General features: G+C 40.8%; 16 protein-coding genes. 3 read left to right on the top strand and 13 right to left on the bottom strand.

Features of this window, described 5'->3' with window-relative positions:
* Positions 1 to 63: 63 nt before the first annotated feature.
* Both htpG and recR read right to left on the bottom strand, forming a co-directional pair.
* Complete coding sequence (gene htpG / locus CXF88_RS18205; protein ID WP_101088165.1) at positions 64 to 1,977, bottom strand: molecular chaperone HtpG; 1,914 nt, start codon at positions 1,975 to 1,977, stop codon at positions 64 to 66.
* Between the two features lie 278 nt (positions 1,978 to 2,255).
* On the bottom strand, positions 2,256 to 2,855 hold the full coding sequence (recR, locus tag CXF88_RS18200) for a recombination mediator RecR (RefSeq protein ID WP_101088163.1): 600 nt from the start codon (positions 2,853 to 2,855) through the stop codon (positions 2,256 to 2,258).
* A gap of 557 nt (positions 2,856 to 3,412) precedes the next feature.
* On the opposite strand from recR, the gene CXF88_RS18195 reads away from it, so the two are divergent.
* The gene (locus CXF88_RS18195) at positions 3,413 to 4,249 is read left to right on the top strand and encodes a GGDEF domain-containing protein (RefSeq protein WP_101088161.1); all 837 of its coding nucleotides are present in this window, start codon (positions 3,413 to 3,415) and stop codon (positions 4,247 to 4,249) included.
* A gap of 61 nt (positions 4,250 to 4,310) precedes the next feature.
* On the opposite strand, the gene CXF88_RS18190 is transcribed toward CXF88_RS18195, so the two are convergent.
* From CXF88_RS18190 to CXF88_RS18145, 9 genes are all read right to left on the bottom strand, one after another.
* Positions 4,311 to 4,544 carry a helix-turn-helix transcriptional regulator gene (locus CXF88_RS18190; protein ID WP_101088159.1) on the bottom strand — a complete coding sequence of 78 codons (234 nt, stop codon included), beginning with the start codon at positions 4,542 to 4,544 and terminating at the stop codon, positions 4,311 to 4,313.
* The gene (locus CXF88_RS18185; protein WP_101088157.1) at positions 4,537 to 5,037 is read right to left on the bottom strand and encodes a hypothetical protein; all 501 of its coding nucleotides are present in this window, start codon (positions 5,035 to 5,037) and stop codon (positions 4,537 to 4,539) included. The genes CXF88_RS18190 and CXF88_RS18185 overlap by 8 nt, the downstream gene beginning before the upstream one ends.
* A gap of 664 nt (positions 5,038 to 5,701) precedes the next feature.
* Complete coding sequence (locus CXF88_RS18180) at positions 5,702 to 6,034, bottom strand: YbaB/EbfC family nucleoid-associated protein (RefSeq protein WP_011637860.1); 333 nt, start codon at positions 6,032 to 6,034, stop codon at positions 5,702 to 5,704.
* A gap of 143 nt (positions 6,035 to 6,177) precedes the next feature.
* Positions 6,178 to 9,012 (bottom strand): DNA polymerase III subunit gamma/tau, encoded by a 2,835-nt coding sequence (gene dnaX, locus CXF88_RS18175; RefSeq protein WP_101088155.1) that lies wholly within the window; start codon positions 9,010 to 9,012, stop codon positions 6,178 to 6,180.
* A gap of 150 nt (positions 9,013 to 9,162) precedes the next feature.
* Positions 9,163 to 9,714: an adenine phosphoribosyltransferase gene (gene apt / locus CXF88_RS18170; RefSeq protein WP_101088153.1), complete on the bottom strand. Its 552-nt coding sequence runs from the start codon at positions 9,712 to 9,714 to the stop codon at positions 9,163 to 9,165.
* 134 nt (positions 9,715 to 9,848) lie between these two features.
* The gene (locus CXF88_RS18165) at positions 9,849 to 10,214 is read right to left on the bottom strand and encodes a YbaN family protein (RefSeq protein WP_101088151.1); all 366 of its coding nucleotides are present in this window, start codon (positions 10,212 to 10,214) and stop codon (positions 9,849 to 9,851) included.
* Between the two features lie 378 nt (positions 10,215 to 10,592).
* Positions 10,593 to 11,354 carry a putative DNA-binding domain-containing protein gene (locus CXF88_RS18155; protein WP_101088149.1) on the bottom strand — a complete coding sequence of 254 codons (762 nt, stop codon included), beginning with the start codon at positions 11,352 to 11,354 and terminating at the stop codon, positions 10,593 to 10,595.
* Positions 11,354 to 12,217, bottom strand: coding sequence for a DUF692 domain-containing protein (locus CXF88_RS18150; RefSeq protein ID WP_101088147.1), 864 nt, complete (start codon positions 12,215 to 12,217; stop codon positions 11,354 to 11,356). Before CXF88_RS18150 ends, CXF88_RS18155 begins: the two co-directional genes overlap by 1 nt.
* 100 nt (positions 12,218 to 12,317) lie before the next feature.
* Complete coding sequence (locus tag CXF88_RS18145) at positions 12,318 to 12,746, bottom strand: hypothetical protein (RefSeq protein ID WP_101088145.1); 429 nt, start codon at positions 12,744 to 12,746, stop codon at positions 12,318 to 12,320.
* A gap of 326 nt (positions 12,747 to 13,072) precedes the next feature.
* Between CXF88_RS18145 and dusC the strand changes: the two genes are divergently transcribed.
* Positions 13,073 to 14,017, top strand: coding sequence for a tRNA dihydrouridine(16) synthase DusC (gene dusC / locus CXF88_RS18140; protein WP_101088143.1), 945 nt, complete (start codon positions 13,073 to 13,075; stop codon positions 14,015 to 14,017).
* Positions 14,018 to 14,363: 346 nt separating this feature from the next.
* Complete coding sequence (locus CXF88_RS18135) at positions 14,364 to 14,735, top strand: TraR/DksA C4-type zinc finger protein (RefSeq protein WP_157822830.1); 372 nt, start codon at positions 14,364 to 14,366, stop codon at positions 14,733 to 14,735.
* Between the two features lie 75 nt (positions 14,736 to 14,810).
* Here CXF88_RS18135 and CXF88_RS18130 read toward each other — a convergent pair whose 3' ends face one another.
* Both CXF88_RS18130 and CXF88_RS18125 read right to left on the bottom strand, forming a co-directional pair.
* Complete coding sequence (locus tag CXF88_RS18130; RefSeq protein ID WP_101085470.1) at positions 14,811 to 16,130, bottom strand: IS4 family transposase; 1,320 nt, start codon at positions 16,128 to 16,130, stop codon at positions 14,811 to 14,813.
* Between the two features lie 160 nt (positions 16,131 to 16,290).
* Positions 16,291 to 18,819 (bottom strand): TonB-dependent receptor, encoded by a 2,529-nt coding sequence (locus tag CXF88_RS18125; protein WP_101088139.1) that lies wholly within the window; start codon positions 18,817 to 18,819, stop codon positions 16,291 to 16,293.
* Between the last annotated feature and the right edge of the window lie 423 nt (positions 18,820 to 19,242).

Below are 19,242 nucleotides of genomic sequence, written 5' to 3'. Positions count from 1 at the left end.
GCCTCCGCAGAATGACAAAAACAAAAGCGGACTTATTGTCCGCTTTTACTGCTTAAATCGAGTTTACTTTACACTCGCCAATAACATTTGATTGGTCAGTTTAATAAACGCTGAAGGGTCAGCCAAACTGCCTTTCTCGGATAACAATGCCTGTTGTAATAACAAGTTAGCCCAATCAGCAAACAATTGCTCGTCAGTTTCGTTATTCAAATGCTCAACCAAAGGATGCGTTGGGTTAATCTCAAATGTTGGCTTAGACTCTGGCACAGGCTGACCAGCTGCTTGCATTAGCTTAATCATCTGCGTCGACATTTCACCTTCACCCGCGACCACACACGCTGGCGTGTCAGTTAGACGTGAAGTAACACGAACCTCAGAAACGCTGTCTGCTAACGCAGCTTTAACACGCTCAATTAAACCTTTAGACTCTTCGGCTACTTTGTCATGCGCTTCTTTATCAGCTGCATCTTCAAGTTCACCTAACTCTAAATCACCACGTGTCACTGAATGCAACTTCTTGTCTTTGAACTCAGTTAAGTGATTAACTAACCACTCATCGATACGCTCAGACAATAACAATACTTCGATGCCTTTTTTACGCAGTAACTCAAGATGAGGACTATTAGCAGCAGCTTCATGACTGTCAGCAACGATATAATATATTTTGTCTTGACCGGCTTTCATGCGCTCAATATAGGCCTCTAATGACACTGTTGTTGCGGCAGAGTTGTCATGAGTAGAAGCAAAACGCAATAGTCCTGCAATGCGCTCTTTGTTAGCAAAGTCTTCTGCAGGGCCTTCTTTTAATACTTGCCCAAATTCAGCCCAGAAAGACTGGTATTGTTCAGGCTCATCTTTAGCCAGTTTTTCAAGCATGCCTAACACACGTTTGGTGATACCCACGCGCATTGCTGTTGTTACTTGATTATCTTGTAAAATTTCGCGAGATACGTTTAATGGCAAATCATTTGAATCGATTAATCCACGTACAAAGCGTAAGTATGTAGGTAAAAACTGTTCCGCTTCATCCATGATAAATACACGTTGAACAAACAATTTCAAGCCATGCTTATGGTCGCGATTCCACATATCCCAAGGCGCTTTAGCTGGGATGTACAGTAAACTGGTGTATTCTTGCTTACCTTCAACACGATTGTGAGACCATTTTAATGCGTCGCTGTAATCGTGAGAAATGTGCTTGTAAAATTCTTGGTATTCTTCTTCCGTGATGTCTGACTTATTACGAGTCCAAAGCGCTGTCGCTTTGTTCATCACTTTCCACTCACCTTCCGTTGCCGCGACTTTTTCGCCATCAGGGCCGTCTGACTCAGGCGTACCTTCATTCCACATTTGAACTGGAACAGAGATGTGATCAGAGTACTTAGTGATAATTGAGCGTAAACGGTAATCGTCTGCAAATTCAGTTTCTTCGTCACGTAAATGCAGCACAATTTCAGTACCACGTTCATTTTTAGTGATACTTTCTACATTGAATGAACCTTCGCCTTCAGATTCCCACAAGACACCTTCGTTAGCAGCATGGCCGGCAGCGCGAGTGCGTACAGTAACTTTTTTCGCCACGATAAAGGCCGAATAGAAACCCACACCAAACTGACCAATTAATTGTGAATCTTTTGACGCTTCGCCTGAAAGATTATTAAAAAACTCTTTAGTGCCAGACTTGGCGATAGTCCCTAAATGTTCGATAACGCTATCGCGGGTCATGCCAATACCATTATCTGAAATGGTGACTGTGCCCTTTTCTTTATTCGCACTCACACGAACGCGTAAATCACCGTTACCTTCATATAAGGTATCGTCAGTTAGTGCTAAATAGCGAAGCTTATCTGCTGCATCGGCCGCGTTTGAGACTAGCTCACGTAAGAAAATCTCTTTATTCGAATACAGAGAGTGGATCATCAATTGCAGAAGTTGTTTTACTTCGGTTTGAAAGCCATGAGTTTCTTGTTGTGACATGAGTATTTCCCTTGGTGTTACGTTTAAACAATCACGAGTCGAAAAATCCACTCGCCTAAAATTCTGTGTTAACCAAGAGATGGGGGACGTTACAATATTTTCAAGGGGCAACACCGCCTTGTTGAATAATAAATCATCAGATAAGACCAAATCGGCTCAATATGACACATTTTTGTAGCCTGTATTCCTCATGACTCATCCAAGATTGAATAAAAAAATGCCAACAAATCTAATTTTTGACTTGCTGGCATCTTGGTTTCTAATCAGCTATGGGGCTATTACAGCGGAATACGACCATTAAAAGATAATGCTAAAGTGGTGCTATCAACGTATTCAAGCTCACCACCCACGGGAACGCCATGTGCGATACGACTAATCACCACATTGTGTCTTCTGGCCATATCAGCAATAAAATGTGCAGTTGCATCACCCTCAACGGTCGGATTGGTAGCAAGAATAAGCTCGCTCACGTCATCTGATGTTAAATGGCGTTCAAGTAACGCTAACCCCAACTCTTCAGGACCAACACCGTCTAACGGCGACAAGTGCCCTAACAGCACAAAATAACGGCCATTAAAATGACCACCAGCTTCAATAGCAAGCACATCAGCAGGCGTTTCAACCACGCAAATGATCCCAGTATTGATGCGACGATGGCTACTGCATATAGGGCATAAATCTTGTTCGGTAAACGTACGACAACTTTGACAATGTCCCACCTCAGACATGGCTTTTTGCAACGAATCTGCGAGCTTAAGGCCCACTTTACGTTCACGCTCAAGTAATTGAAATGCCATACGCTGTGCAGACTTAGGGCCGACGCCAGGCAACGCACGTAAAGATTGAATTAATTCATCGACCAAAGGACTAAATTTCATAAAATTGCCAATACCTTAATAGCTAAACTCATTGTAATGTCATGGTGAAACCGTCTTGTGATCGGCTAAGCCAATATGCGGAAACACCAAAGCAGTGCGATTATTGTCTGTGCAGCGTTTGAATGCAAAGATTAATACCTCTGTTGCAATAAATGAAGCCACAATCGACGAATTAACAGTGTTCTTATTGAAAACGTTAACTCTATATGACCACAGCCATCGTAGGTAGGTGAATTGCTCAACGATTACTTTTAGTAAAAAATTACCGTGATTACGGGAGCAGATTAATAATGAAACAACCTGTATCTACATCAATTTAAAAACCAACTTAAAGACAACTCTATTGACTCATCTTTATGGCTTTAGACACAACCGCAAATAAGGCGTTAATTAACTTTTGAAAGCCATCACTTTTTTTGTTCAATCCATCTGATATTCTACTATTCAGAACTTAATATTGCCGGTGAGGACCTAAGGAGGTCATCCACGATAATATTAAAAACACCTCCAAAAACATGAGTTTTCAAATTAAAGTGTCACCTATGCAAGGACTCAATATGCAAGATAGTTTACCATTTTTAGCTAGTGGGTTGGTTATTTGCGGAGCGCTAATACTTGCAATGGCTATCACACCGGTATGGACGATATTTAGCCGACTTCCAACCGGCGAATTACGCCACAGTTGGGGATTTCTTATTCTGCTGATCCTGTTTTTCATCACAGGTTATGTCATTTACGCTAAATTTTGCTTGGTTACATTTTCTCAACCACTCGATTTAGTAGTGCCAGTGATATTTTTTTGCGGAGCTATTTTTGTATTTGTTGTGTGTAGCCTATCCCTCAAAACCACCAGTGACATTATGCAGATACATGCCCTTAAACAAGAAAACATCACCGACTCACTAACAGGGATTTTTAACCGTCGATACTTAGACCGTCGCCTCAAAGAGGAAACACAAAGGGCGCAAAGTTATTCTAAACCACTATCCATCTTCCTTATCGATATTGACCATTTCAAAAACATTAATGATAAGTATGGCCATCAGATTGGTGACTTAGTTTTGAAAAATATCGCCCAGAACATTAAAATGTCGTTAAGAGAATCAGATATAGTGGCTCGTTATGGTGGTGAAGAGTTTATCGTCATCCTTCCTCTAACCCAAGTCTCCACATCTTATACACTTGCTGAACGACTCAGAACGATTATCGAAAACACTCAGTTAGTACTGCCTGGTGAGTCTGAGATAGATATACTTCCCATTGGTGTCACTGTGAGTGTAGGTGTTGCTGGAATGACATCTGAATGTAAAGACTACCAGTGTCTGATTAAAAATGCAGACAGAGCACTCTATCAATCAAAACAAAATGGCCGTAATCAAGTGAGAGTGGCTTAGACAGGACGCAAATAACGTAACAAAAGGCTGTTTGAGGGGATTTTATTATCACGTGTTTAGGTTACTTACCTGAACGATAAGTAAAAACCTTATCCAACGGTAAATTAAACACCTCTGCAATTTTAAACGCCACTTCAAGTGTTGGAGAGTATTTATTTGACTCTATTGCCATCACCGTTTGACGCGTCACACCAATTTGTTCGGCCAGTTGCTTCTGCGTCATTTCGTTATGTAAAAAGCGTAACGTACGGATAGTATTTGAAATCCCTACTTTTACATCATCCCGATTATCCATAAATATCACCAGTGCGCCCCTTATACAATTGCACTCCGTAATGTGCCAGCTCAGCAGTTAGAAAAGCCACAATTAAAATATGCAGTGGTAAATACGGCACAGTCCGTTGTTGCATAAAATCAAAATCTTGGGCGGCGATATTATACTGAAAAATGGCAAATACAACGCCCACTTGCAAAATGATAGCCGAATATTTATAACCGACTAAACTGATTTGTTTTTCTCTCACATCCATCGGTTGTGATAACTCATCGTCGCTAATTAACGCTAATAAAACATAACTGACAACCATCAGTACAATTGAGTAAATGATGGTCTCAAGCAGTAAACTTGATAACCATTCAATAGATGCAAATTGCTCTGGGGTTGCATTAAACAACTGGCTCAAATAAAGATAGAAAATATAACCTGTTACCAAAAAATCTATCGATAGCGTTAGCTCGCGAAAGCTGGTTTCTTGCAACCATTGGTGTACTTTTTGTTTATTACTCATGTTAACCCCAGCGAACTCAAAGTAAAAAATATTTAACTCACCTCATGATAGTTTGATGTCAATCAATGTCAAATATTTTTTACTTTGAGTTAATATTTAAATGCTTTACATAAGGGTAATAGCAAAGTCTATGGCTGCATGAACCGACACAAGGTTGGTTATCTAAATAGATTGCTTAGATTGGTCAAACTCATAACTTAATGAGTAAAATAACTAAGTTACAGAATAGAGAATAAATAACTTATTGATTATATTTAGTTTTTATTTTGGCGTATAAATTGCTATAACTAGATGAGTTACTCATGGATTTATAGAATAATATTAAGGACATTATTGTGAAAAAATCATTCTTATTGTTGCTGTCGTCTAGGTTACTTTCTCAACCTCAAATTTGTTGAAATCGCATACTCATTAAGTTTCACTGAATTGAAAAAAGAAACTCTATTGATTGATGACCAAAAAATGAAAGTGAAATGTGACTCTTATGCTTGAGGTATTTTTGATAAAGTTAAACTTGAAAATAAGTTTCAGTAATGCACTAATGATTACTAAGCACAAGGCTATGTGATTATTGACCAACAAGCTGCGATGAAGGCGGTTTAGCGCTGCAAATAAAAAAGCTCAAGCATTAATGCTTGAGCTTTTTTATTAATTAACGACCCGATTAAAATGGCATTTTCATTCCAGGTGGTAATTGCATACCACCAGTCACTTCGGCCATTTTAGTCTTTTGATTTTCTTCTATACGACGGGCTGCGTCATTACACGCTGCGGCGATAAGATCTTCTAGCATCTCTTTATCGTCTTCCATCAAACTTGGATCAATTTCAACTTTACGCACATTGTGGTTACCTGTCATGGTTACTTTAACCAAGCCAGCACCCGCTTCACCCGTCATTTCTGTGCGTGCAATTTCTTCCTGCACTTTAGCCATTTTATCTTGCATCATTTGGGCTTGTTTCATTAAATTGCCCATACCGCCTTTTCCACCAAACATAGTCGTCTCTCTCTAATTAAGGTTGTTAGCAAGTCGTCATAATGGCGACAATCTTACTGAAATAAAATCGATTGGCAATATTACAGATACATTTTTGAGATGAAGATATATTCATTTTCTGTAAAACCACCCTATTTGTGTACTTATGAAGCGCTGATGAGTGCAATATCCTGCGCTATTTGCCCTAGTTGCTCCGATGGATATTCAATAGTGTCACTGTCTAACTGAGCCGATAAGTGCTGGATCATCCACTGAACTTTATCATCAAGCAAAATAGATTGTTGCGCTTGCGCAATAAGCTCCCGATGAAAACGTTTACGTAACTCAAGCGGTGTTTCTCGTTTTTGCACCACACCAATCTGTATCTCAACTTCAGTTGGTCGCTCAAGGTACTCAGATAACGCTACTTGTAATTGATCGATAGCAGTTTGCGCAGACAAATGTTTCTGGTCTGGTTTTAACACCAATACTATTGGGTTTGACAATGTTGGGCACACGGAGTTCACCCCTAATTGCCTAACCCTTCCGCCAACGGACACATTAGTCATTATTTTATACCAATGTAAATCAACTTCATCGCCTTGAATGCTGTGTGGTTCAAATTTGGCGAGCACATTAGATTGAATCACCGGCTCTGCATTAATGTTTTGCGGATCAGCAGCCAGTGAACGGGTTATTTGTGCGCTGGCCGGTTTTTGATGTTGATGACCAGCTTGCTGACTGACTGAACTCGATGGTTGAAATGTTGCTTCAACTGCTGGTTTAGTCTCTTGATTAATATCTGCAAACGCATTAACGATCTCACCCTCTTTGGGCGCGACCCAAGGAGGTCTATCATAATCGGCCACAACTTTAGACTTGTCTATTCCGTTGAGCGTTACAGATGATGCTTCGTTGGCTGTAGGTGCACTAAACTCAGCCTGTTCTGACTTATCAGAAGACTCATTAGCGGCCGTTGTTGATGTTGATGCCGCAGCCGCTTTGCTCACTCTAGAACTGATTGTTTTTGTAGACTCTTTTTTGGCAAGTTCTTCTTGTTGCTGTAATACACCAACATCTGCAATGAGAGAATCTCGGCTGGCTAACACTTCATCTAAAAAGTCGTCTAAGTTATCATCTTCACTAGCGAGGTTTTGACGTGCATCATCACTCATCAAGTCGCTGTTATCGTCAGCGAGATGATTAACCGTTTTCGGTTTAGACATCGACTCCGAAGCTTCAGTAACATGGTTAACGTCAGTTGCCTCACTTGAAGCAGAAAACGCAACATATTCGTCATGATCAGAGGGTTGATATTCCATTGACGGATCATCTGCTTCGTTATAATCCATAAAAGAATAGGCATCAAGTGAGCTATTATCTGCACTATCACTGGATTGACTATTTTCTACTGAATTGGTGTCTGCCGTACTTGGCGCCAATGCAGGTTGCTCTGCAACTTCTTCAGACTCGATAACATCGCTTGTCACATTTTTAGTACTGGATTCATCCGTTGCTTCAGCATCTGCGCTATGAACAACATTATCAGATGAAGTTGCATTAACAACGTCAGCTTCGGGATCATCATTAACAAGCTGGTCAGTGTGCATATCGACACTTTCTAGCGGCAATGAATCAAACCCTAAGCTTTGTGCTTGGTCCAACAATAAAGCTTGCTCAGCCACCAACGAAGGCTCAACAGCGATATCGTCGAGAGGATCAGCATCTTCAACTTCGGCAGTCGGCAACACTTCAGCCTGAATAGCGGTTGCTGCTGTCGTTAAACCATAATGCGCTTGAGGCAGAGCATCAGGCTTTGGGCCTGTTTCAATGACCTCTTGTGTTGAAGTTGATGCGTGATCGATAACGCTTAAATCAATATTAGCTGGTGTCGTTGTTACCCAACGTTTTACTTGTTTCTCGGGCGTAAAGGCTATCGCACGAAGCAGTGCCATTTCCAAGCCCGATTTAGGATCGGGAGCAAAGGGTAAATCTTTACGGCCGTTAAGCAGCATTTGGTAATAAAGCTGTACTTGTTCAGGCGCTAATTGCTGCGCGAATGCCACAATTTGCTCACTAAACAGCGATTGTTGTGCTGCGGCTGGGGCAAATTGAGTTAAGGTGATTTGATGTAATAATTCTAATAAGCTGCGTAGTACTTCTTCGGCATCTGCGCCAAATGCCAATACTTTTGCCACGGTTTGCATTAATGGCCCAACATCGGCATCACACAAGGCTTTTAATAACGCGAGCACATGTTGCTCATCAATACTGCCCAACATGGTTTGCACTTGTGTAAGCATCACTTGGCCACTGCCAAATGCTATGGCTTGATCCGTTAAACTGAGCGCATCACGCATACTGCCATTGGCCGCTTTGGCTAATAAACTCAGTGCTTGCGACTCAAATGGTAACTTTTCTTGAGTGATAACATACTCAAGTTGCTTGCTAATTTCGTCCTGCGATAAACTTTTCAAATTGAACTGTAAACAACGAGATAGCACAGTAACCGGCAGTTTGTGCGGATCGGTTGTCGCTAATAAAAACTTAACGTGCTCAGGAGGCTCTTCTAAGGTCTTTAGTAGTGCGTTAAAACTGCTGCGCGACAACATGTGTACTTCATCAATTAAGTACACCTTAAAACGACCACGGGATGGGCGATACTGTACATTGTCGAGAAGTTCGCGAGTATCATCAACTTTGGTGCGGGAAGCGGCATCGACTTCAATTAAATCAACAAATCGGCCTTGGGCAATTTCAATACAACTAGAGCATTCGCCGCACGGCGTAGCAGTAACGCCTGTTTCACAATTAAGACCTTTAGCAAACAAACGTGCCAAACTGGTTTTACCCACGCCGCGCGTACCGGTAAACAGGTAAGCATGATGTAAGCGTTGTTGGCTCAGTGCATTGGTTAATGCCATTAATACATGGGATTGGCCGACCATTTGTTCAAATTTAGCTGGACGCCATTTGCGGGCGAGTACTTGGTAAGACATGAAATTCCCCACAGAGAGCTATCGGGAGTCAATCCCTTTAAAGGGGTTAACAATAACATGCCAAGGGCCGGCATGCTATTGTTGAGCAAGCATTTGATAGAGCAAAATCTAGTTAACTGCTTAATAAAATGGCAGTTTATTTTACTTTACTTACTCGCCGTCAAACTCGCATAAACTTAACACTTCAATTCCCATACCTTGTAAGCGCTTCTCGCCACCAATTTCTGGTAATGAGATAACAAACGCAGCATGGCTCACTTCACCGCCTAATTGACGAATAAGTTTTACAGTCGCTTCAATCGTGCCACCGGTGGCTAATAGATCATCAATAACGAGCACTTTATCATTAGCATTAATCGCGTCGACATGAATTTCTAAGGTGTCTTTACCGTATTCTAAGTCATAAGTTTGGCTTATGGTTTTACGGGGTAATTTACCCGGTTTACGTACAGGTACAAAACCAACGCCGAGCTCTAACGCAAGTGGGGCACCAAATAAAAAACCACGCGCTTCAGTACCAACCACTTTAGTGAAACCTTTTGATTGATAATGAGCGACTAGAATCGCAATCGTGGCTTTATAAGCTTCTGCATTTTCAAGCAAACTGGTGACGTCACGGAACATGATGCCTGGTATTGGATAATCAGGAATGGTTTTAATGCTCTGCTTAATAAGCGCTAAACTGTCTTGGTTCATCATAATGTAGTTAACTCTATCTGAAAGTGATTACGCAATAAAAAAGTCCACGTCAATGGTGGACTCTGGTAAAAATACTGGTGTGATCTTATGCCCGTTTAATCTCAGTTGCAACAGGCATGCATTAACCAGGCTATTTATTATTCTAACTCTGGGATCCGCCACAAGAAAAATAATAAAACAAGCATCATGCACAACAACATAATTTTCACCCATATTATCGGTACAATCATAATACTAATCGTAAAACTAAGGCCGCTCATTAACATGGCTTTTCGCTTGAGCGATCGGCTCAACGCACGTTTCGATTGCCACTGAGAGATACCTTCAGCAAACCAAGGGTGATTGATTAGCCAATGATGAAGGCGATCACTAGATCGAGCAAAACAAAACGCAGCCAATAAAATAAATGGCACGGTAGGTAAAAGAGGCAGTGCAATGCCAATAATGCCTAACACTAGACTGCACAAACCAATAATGAGAAAAAATCCGCGTTTCACTGCCATATGCGCCCTCATACAAACAAAAAAACCACTCTATCCGAGTGGTTTAATAAGACAATATCATGACAGGTTAACCTGAAGTAAGCGTTAAATTAATCCTGTTGCTTTCAACCATGAAAGACTCGCGGGTAATGTTGGAATTAATAAAACCAAAATAAAACCAATAAAATAAAAGATGTTAAACGGGTCTTTAAACGGCTGACTCATGATTATTCCTAGATTAAGGTGATGTTGTGACTGCGATAACTCACGTCTTTCATTTGTTATATTATGCCAACTGTTGAGTGAGCATAGCGCACAACAGACGTGAAGCACATCACAAAAAGTGGCTTATTTTAGACCCATCTTCACAAAATAAAAACCTTAAATATATTAAGCCTATTATGACTCGATTGATGAAATAACAATGCCCTTTTGTGCCAGTTGTTGCAATAAAGGCAAGCAGCCTGACAACAAGGTGTCATTTGGCATTTGTGGATAATGCTCACTTAACCAACTTATAATGGCATCGACTGTTACACCCTGTTGAGAATGAGTCATTTGTTCAATGTAAGCTAACACTTGCGCACTTAATGGTGTCAGCTGTAAAAATGCGACGTCATCATCAGCACCTCTAAATACACAAAAAAAGTTCGCTTGTGCTGTCGGCTCTATAGGCTGGTAGTCAACACTAATATGTTGAACGTCAAAGGCATATTGCGCCACTTTGGCACAAGCTGCTAGGCATAACCTATGCTGGTTTAGTTCGATGGTATTGATCGATTGAGCTGCGGGAGTATCTGGCGCGACGGCGACACATAATTCTAACCATTCATAATGTGCTAACGGCAACATAAAAACAGGATCATCTTCTGTCATCTGGTATTCATGTTGTAAAAACGCTAAAAACTCACCGGCTATTTCAACAAATATTGGTGTCTTACAATCGTGGTTTACAAAAAATTGCTGTACTAAGGCCTGCCATTGGTCGTCCTCATATACACTTTTCAACACCGGAAACGCACTCGACACAAAACCTGCAATATTATTAAAAAATAATTCTCGATAGATTTTCATGCGCCTAGGTTCAATCCCCTCGGGCAATGGCAAACTAGGATCGCGGATATAGTCCATAAATTGTTGTTGTACTTCAATGAAACCCATTATGCCTTCCTCAATATTGACTGCTGCGTTAAGGCATTTTGTTGATACTGATGAATTTGATTAATCTCATTAAGAAGTATGTCTGTTTTAGGAATATTAAAGTCACGCTCAAGCAAGGTCGGGTGCACGCCATGTAATTGGTAACACTGCTGCAATAAGGCCCATACAGGATCGATAATATCCGCACCGTGAGTATCAACCATTAAGTCGGCCTCTTCTTCATAGTGCCCTGCAATATGCAGATAAGCGATTCGTTTGGTAGGCATAGCCGCTAAGTAAGCTGCAGCATCGTATTGATGGTTAATTGAATTAACGTAAATGTTATTTACATCAAGCAGTAAATTGCAGTCGGCCTCTTGCAGCACCGCATTAACAAACTCTTGTTCGGTCATTTGTGCACCTGGCGCCGCATAAAATGACACATTCTCTAAAATAAATGGACGCTCGAGTATGTCTTCAACTTGCTTTATCCGCTTAGCGGTATGGATGACTGCATCATCAGTAAATGGGATTGGCATCAAATCATACATATGGCCAGTACCAGAGCAATAACTTAAATGCTCTGAATACACTTCTATATTATGCTCATCTAAAAAGCGTTTTATATTTTGTACAAATTGACTATCAAGCGCTGCAGGACTACCAATGGATAATGAAAGCCCGTGGCAGAAAAAAGCATGTTGGTCAGTTAATGTTTTAAATTGACGCCCAAACTTGCCGCCTAATGTCATCCAATTTTCAGGCGCCACTTCGAAAAAATTAATGGCAGATGGTACCTGCTGACAAAATTCATCCAGCATTTCACGGCGAAGTCCTAAACCGACACTAGCCTGACCCTGTGCGTTGCGATGCTGAATAGACATAATGCGTCCTTAAAAATAAAAAACAGATAAAACTAAGGCCTGAATCTCAGGCCTTAATTGTGTCAGATAAGCCAAGGCATTATCAAATAGAAGTCATTAATTATTTCTGACCGCCACACTTACCTTCACCACACTTACCTTCTTTGGCTTTCTCAGCAGACTTTTTCATGTCACCGCCACATTTGCCTTCGCCGCACTTACCTTCAACCGCTTTCTCAGCGGATTTTTTCATGTCGCCGCCGCATTTGCCTTCGCCACACTTACCTTCAGCTGCTTTTTCAGCAGACTTCATTTTATCGCCGCCACACTTGCCTTCGCCACATTTACCTTCGGCCGCTTTCTCAGCAGATTTTTTCATGTTCTCGCCGCATTTGCCTTCACCACACTTGCCTTCTCCGCCATCAATTTGATAACCAGAAGTTAATTGTTGAAAACCAAATGGGTTAGCTTCTACTTGAGCAGAAAAGCCAGCAGTCATTACAACAGAACCTAATGCAACCGCTAAAGTAGTTTGTTTGATTGAATTCATAATAATTATCTTCCTATATCTTAATTGTGTATGGTGACCAACATCATTGCCGGCTTGGTTAAAGAGACCTGTAGTAAGTAAATTTTATTGCAAAAAAATTAAAAAAACGTGAAAAATGTCTATTTATTTAACACAAATACTTGCTAGGCAGCCTCAAAACTAATGCCATGTATATTTAACATAAATACAACAAAATCGCTATCAATATGATTATTAGCAATAATTTGATTAGTTAATCGACAAAAAAACGCGCATAGCAATTTAGTACTGATATCAAATAATAAACACGCTAAAATAGCGCACTTTTGACTTCAGCAAGGTGTACTGTGCGCGTTATTTTAGCTCCAATGGAAGGTGTGGTTGATGACCATATGCGTGAAATATTATCTGCCATCAATCCATTTGACCTGGTTGTGACGGAATTTGTCAGGGTCGTCAATCAACTCATACCAGATAAAGTGTTCTATAAATTGTGTCCTGAGCTACTCCATCAAGGGCTAACCGCATCAGGAACACCTGTACGTGTTCAGTTATTAGGCCAAGAACCTGAGTGGATGGCACAAAATGCCATAAGAGCTGTAGAACTAGGTTCAAATGGCGTTGATGCAAATTTTGGGTGTCCAGCTAAAACCGTCAATAAAAGCAAAGGCGGCGCAGTATTACTCCAATATCCTGAGAATATTTACAGTATCGTCAAAGCCATGCGCGACGCAGTACCGTCTGAGCATCCTGTTACTGCTAAAATCCGTTTAGGCTACGAAGACAAGTCGTTATTTATGGAAAACGCTTTAGCGGTATATGAGGCTGGCGCTACAGAGCTTGCAATTCATGCTCGTAGTAAAACCGACGGTTATAAACCACCGGCATATTGGGAATACATTACTGAGGTGAGACAGCGCCTGCCTATTCCTGTTATCGCTAACGGAGAGATTTGGAATGCCGCTGATGCTCAGAGATGCATGGATGTCACCGGATGTGACAGTATAATGATTGGCCGAGGAGCTATTTCTTTGCCTAACTTAGGCGATACGATTAAAACCGGCGCGACCCCATTCAGTTGGCAACAAACCCTAAGCTTACTTATGGCCTATACCGATAAAGAACTCAATGGGCGTAAGTCCGATTACTACCCTTCACGGATTAAACAGTGGTTTAGTTACTTGAACCGTCAATATCCCGAAGCAGATACTTTGTTTAGAGAATTACGAATATTCAAAACTACTGAAGAAATCGTTAAGGTTCTACAGCATGCTCATAGATCGCTCATATAAGCTTGCAACAACGCACCAACTATACTATTTCGGATTAAATCAACCTTGGTGAAAATGTGTCATCAAGGTTATAAACCGTATTAATCCTAAGTCATCACAAAATAGCGAAATTATCTTTTTTTGTGTTCAATCAGCTGCGATTAATTAACCATATATATGCGACAATCAATCATAGCTTATCGCTAAGACAGACACATAACGTTGGCTGAGATGAATAAATGATAAATTATTATTCATGTTTTTATCACAGAAATCTTATCGAGAATTGATCTTCGTCATAACGCCTGCTTTATTTGTGCCTAAAATAGATTACCTACATTGGCATAGTCAGTTAAGGTTATCTCAGTTGCACAACACTCAGGACATACAGCAAAAACTTCAACAACTTGAACTTATTTTGAGGCGTGAGTTAATGCTGGTTATCAAGGATTCATTAAAAGCTACTGAAGTTGCTCATATTTCAATGGAAACCCCTCTGGTGAAAGTGATTGATTACCTACCACAAGTCAAACTAATCAATACTGATATTTTTACTAAGTTCATGAAGCTAGATGCTGCTTATTGTCAGCTTGAACTGGGTTTATATGGTCTTTGCTCTGATTGTGAAATGGACATAGAACCGCCCCGCTTAATCGCCGATCCGACAGAACAACGTTGTACCGGTTGTGAACAGAAATTCCGTCGAGAACATCGACATGAATTACGCTTAAATCACTAGATTTCTATATTATTGACATAAAAATCAACGTAATAAAAAGGCCTACAATAATGTATAATGCTATTCGGATAAGCATTACTGTTTATATTTAAGTGGATAACGGCTAGGTATATAGAGCACTGAGCGTGGATACGTTCGGTGCTTTCTTTTATCTGGAAGGATAAAGTGTTTTATATCGGCTCGCATTTGCTTAAGTTTCGCTGGCAGCTTTCCATCTGGTGATAAAGCAAGCCACCTTAATTGTGTATCTATCAAGCTTATTGCCGCGGTAAAACTGATACGGGTTGGCGCAACTTTAGCTTCCTTTGCTATCGCTGTCATTTCTAAACGAACCAGATTATAAGCGATAAGCACTCCCCACAATTCTTGCTTAACACCTTCAACAAATTTGCTTCGTAACGTCACCTTGCTTTGTAGCTGGGTTTGCTTAAGTTCACCGTATCCTTCTTCTATTTCCCAGCGTTGCCAGTAGATATTAAGTAGCTTGTCCAGCGGATACTTAACGGGATCAACCAATGAGGTGACGAAGCCTTTTATTTCACCTTTTGGCTCTTGATAAGCAATAAAACGGGCACGCCATGTTTCGGGAAGCTCGGGGTTTTTCTTTCTCGCTTGGGGAGAGACTGGCATATCAATGAGCAAATCATTATTCGCAAACTCTTCGACCACCTCGTAACGCATTTTTGACTTTACGGGTGTCAGCCAATGTCGCTGTACTCCAGAGCTTTGCCAATTGACTAATAAGTCAGCAGAGAAATAACAACGGTCAAATAGGGTTAAGGAGTTATCAGGTGTATCTTGAACTAAACGCTGTGCGAGTGTGATCTCTCCTACGTGACAACCATCAAAGGCAGCACCTAATACCATTCTGGTTTCAGTAGATATAAGGCTGACTAATCGAAGTTGAGGATAGGGTTTGTGTGTTTTTGAAATAAAACCAAACTCATTGGCATTTTCTTCAGAGTCTTGGCAACGAAACACCGTTCCATCAACGGCAAGAGTGGTAAGCCCTAGTGTATTTTGGTCCCCTAACGCTTGCTCAAGCCAGGCTGATATAGTGGATTTAAATAAGTAAGACATTGGGGCTTCACCTAAGCGTCGTCGGCAATCCGTCAATACACTCGGTGCTACACGAGACCAGGTGGAGTCTCCAGATTGAAGTGCTATATCCATCGAGCTACAGACTTCTTTGATGGACTGGTTACGTATTAATCCCATCCAAAGCACTAGCCAGACTGCCTGCTGCGCAGGCAGACGGCGATTACGGATACTCGCCTTGTTAGCTGAAAGGAGTGATTGTTCGATCCACTCAGAATCAATAGCCTCCATTACAGAACCATAAGACCCACTTTCTTCAACAGACTCATGAACTAATTCAAGCTCTTGCTCAAACATAAAAAATCCCCACCAGAATACTGGTAGGGATTATCTTTCATCTGCAAGATCGGTCAAGTGCCCTTAAACGATCGGCATTGTACAATAATGTAGGCCTTTTTATGTCAGACAATGTAACTGTCACATTGTCTGATGTTTAGCTCAATAACTAAACGGTTATTTAGAACTTAACCGTTACACCACCGTAGTACTGGCGACCAATAGTGTCATACACTTCTGGTACCGTACCACCATCACTACCATTTGATACGCCTGATGGCTCTTCATCAGTGATGTTTTTCACACCAGCGCTTAAGGTAATCATGTCAGTAACATAATAAGTACCGGCTAAGTTGTGATAAAGAATCGAATCAACTTTATCGCCTGTATTTAGATCGTCCATTTCACCAATGTAACGGTTGAAGTAGTTAACACTCCAGCTATCTTGACCGGCTTGAATGCTGAAGTTGTTACGAACTTCTGCATAAGCACCAAAGTTACCATCGATCTTGTTGGTGTAATCATTGTCTTCTTGTTCAAAGTTCAACAAGTAAGTTGTGTCATTGCTGATTTTCCAATCTAACGATAAGGCTTCAAAGTTATAGGCTAAGTTGAAATCTAAACCGCTAGTGTCTTGGCTACCTACGTTTGTTAACGAGTTAGTAAGATTAGACAAATCACCGTTTGCGCCAATGTTAAAGGTTTCACATGCAGCAGCTGAAGCATTAGCAAAACATTCTTCTAAACCAGCTTGAACATCTAAACGAGTGATTGCGTTGGTCACTTTAAAGCGCCAGTAATCAAGTGTTAACGATAGACCTTCAACATAGCTTGGTGAGTAAACTAAACCAGCGGTATAAGAGTCAGACTCTTCAGCTTTTAGATCATCATCAGACGTGTAACGAACTAGAATCTGTGGGTCCTGAGCATTGCCCCATGGATCATCCAAGTAGTCGTAAGAACCAGTGTCACCACCAAATAACTCGCTGATGCTTGGTGCACGGAAACCTGTTGCCGCTACAGTACGAAGCATCAAATCATCACTAGCTTCATAAGTTAGACCTACTTTCCAAGTAGACGCTTTACCGAATGTTGAGTAATCGTCATAACGCAGTGCAAATTCACCGGTTAATTTTTCAGTGAAAGGAACACTGACTTCTTGGAATACAGACAATACATTGTAATCACCGTCTGTAGCATCTTGCTGTGCAGCAGTACTGTCGCCAGCAACTGTTACAGGATCTGGATTGTAAAAACCGCTTTCATAACGGTATTCAGCACCAATAGCGAATGCAACTGCACCAGCACTTACATCAAACAACTCACCATTTAGGCCAGCAGAAACAACATGTTGCTCATTTCCGCCGTCAGCATTATCAGTAAAGCTAATGTCATTAACGATTTCACCTGTTAATGGAACACCTGTGAACCATGCATCTTGGTTAGCATAAACAGATTGCTTAAGATTGGTTGCATTGATAGAGTTCTCAACACTTGAATCAGCCTTGTTTTTGCCATACGTGTAAGCGATATCCCAGTTCATGCCTGTATTGATATCAAGTTCACCCGCTAATGCAGCAGAGATACGGAAAGTATCAGTGTCTTGAGAATAAATACGAGGACCGGCATCGGTAGTACGACGACGATAATTTACACGACCAGTATCATCAGCAGCAATTTCACCGTCTGTCATAGCTTGGTCAAGTGTTATACATGCTGCACCAGCAGCAACACCTGGAGCACCACATACGTTTAACATAACGTCAGCAGGTTGCGGAGCTAATTGCTGATCAGACTTACGCTTGGTGTAAAGCACGTCGCCTGTTAGCACTAAATTATTGTCTAATTCTTGAATCATGTTTGCAAACAAGCTGTAACGCTCATTTGGTGTTTGGTAATAACTGCTAGTGGTGTAGTCATAACCTGTAGAACGAGCTACCCATTCACCAGCGTCATTGCGCACTTTTCCGCCTAATGAACCGGTAGGTAAAAATGAACTTGCACCTGGCTCTGTCCAACTACGATCTGACTGAATAACACTTTCACGCTTTGAATACGCAGCACCAATAGTGTAGTTACCACCATCGGTGTTGAAACCGTATAAACCACTTAACTCGCCAGTTTCACCATCACTTTCACTGGTAGTACTACCGTTAAGATCTAGTTGGAAACCTTCGAAATCTTTCTTGGTGATGATGTTAACAACACCAGCGATAGCATCTGAACCGTATACTGCTGATGCACCATCTTTTAAGATTTCAACACGAGAGATCATCGATACAGGGATAGAGTTCAAATCGACAGAGCTGTCTGCACCTGAACCAGAGTTAACCATCCGACGACCATTTAATAACACTAGCGTACGTTGTGAACCCATACCGCGTAAGTCAACTTGCGCAACACCGTCTGAACCGTTGTTTGAACTAGAACCTAGAGCAGCACCAGCCATTGACGTTTGAGCTTGAAGTAGTTGGTCAACTGAAGTGAAACCTTCTGCGCGAATAGCTTCAGCTGAAATGATGGTTACTGGAGAAGCAGTTTCCATGTCTTGACGTTGAATACGAGAACCGGTGACTTCGATTCTTTCAACTTTCTGTTCATCGGCAGCAAATGCTACTGAAGAAAATAAGCCTGTTGTCGCGACACTTGTTGCTGCTACAGCTAATAAACTGCGGCGAATTGCCTTAGCAGTTAATGTGACTGAACTCATGAATAAACTCCCTATAACTTGGAATGAAATAAAACAAGTCGTTATATTTTTAATTATGAATAATTGGTCAGTGCCAATTACTGAAAAACATTATTAATGAATAAAAAACCTTTAGTCAATAAGGGCAACATGTGAACAACATCACATTTAACATGTGGATTGATAATTAATTTGACTTAAACCGATTCATTTAAAATCAATCAGTTACTTAATTTAACGGTAATTATCAAGATTGTTAACATTTTAAATCGCAAATAAAAGCACAAACAAAACACCATTAAAAAACAAATAAACACACCAATAAAAACAAAAACAAAACATTATTAACAATTTAAAAACAATCGATCATTAAATGTATCAAAAATTAATTCTCAATATTTTAAATATAATTGACTATTTGTCGTAAAAATCGTCAGAATGACA

This window comes from Shewanella sp. ALD9 (assembly GCF_002836315.1).
In the GTDB taxonomy this organism is placed as follows: domain Bacteria; phylum Pseudomonadota; class Gammaproteobacteria; order Enterobacterales; family Shewanellaceae; genus Shewanella.
The sequence above is the reverse complement of the archived record's forward strand: the minus strand, read 5'-3'. Positions and strand labels throughout refer to the sequence as shown.

What these genes read in the sequence shown, in the direction of transcription:
- htpG (WP_101088165.1), bottom strand. Translation starts at nt 1,977, where the DNA reads ATGTCACAACAAGAAACTCATGGCTTTCAAACCGAAGTAAAACAACTT.
- recR (WP_101088163.1), bottom strand. Translation starts at nt 2,855, where the DNA reads ATGAAATTTAGTCCTTTGGTCGATGAATTAATTCAATCTTTACGTGCG.
- CXF88_RS18195 (WP_101088161.1), top strand. Translation starts at nt 3,413, where the DNA reads ATGCAAGATAGTTTACCATTTTTAGCTAGTGGGTTGGTTATTTGCGGA.
- CXF88_RS18190 (WP_101088159.1), bottom strand. Translation starts at nt 4,544, where the DNA reads ATGGATAATCGGGATGATGTAAAAGTAGGGATTTCAAATACTATCCGT.
- CXF88_RS18185 (WP_101088157.1), bottom strand. Translation starts at nt 5,037, where the DNA reads ATGAGTAATAAACAAAAAGTACACCAATGGTTGCAAGAAACCAGCTTT.
- CXF88_RS18180 (WP_011637860.1), bottom strand. Translation starts at nt 6,034, where the DNA reads ATGTTTGGTGGAAAAGGCGGTATGGGCAATTTAATGAAACAAGCCCAA.
- dnaX (WP_101088155.1), bottom strand. Translation starts at nt 9,012, where the DNA reads ATGTCTTACCAAGTACTCGCCCGCAAATGGCGTCCAGCTAAATTTGAA.
- CXF88_RS18165 (WP_101088151.1), bottom strand. Translation starts at nt 10,214, where the DNA reads ATGGCAGTGAAACGCGGATTTTTTCTCATTATTGGTTTGTGCAGTCTA.
- CXF88_RS18155 (WP_101088149.1), bottom strand. Translation starts at nt 11,354, where the DNA reads ATGGGTTTCATTGAAGTACAACAACAATTTATGGACTATATCCGCGAT.
- CXF88_RS18150 (WP_101088147.1), bottom strand. Translation starts at nt 12,217, where the DNA reads ATGTCTATTCAGCATCGCAACGCACAGGGTCAGGCTAGTGTCGGTTTA.
- CXF88_RS18145 (WP_101088145.1), bottom strand. Translation starts at nt 12,746, where the DNA reads ATGAATTCAATCAAACAAACTACTTTAGCGGTTGCATTAGGTTCTGTT.
- CXF88_RS18130 (WP_101085470.1), bottom strand. Translation starts at nt 16,130, where the DNA reads ATGTTTGAGCAAGAGCTTGAATTAGTTCATGAGTCTGTTGAAGAAAGT.
- CXF88_RS18125 (WP_101088139.1), bottom strand. Translation starts at nt 18,819, where the DNA reads ATGAGTTCAGTCACATTAACTGCTAAGGCAATTCGCCGCAGTTTATTA.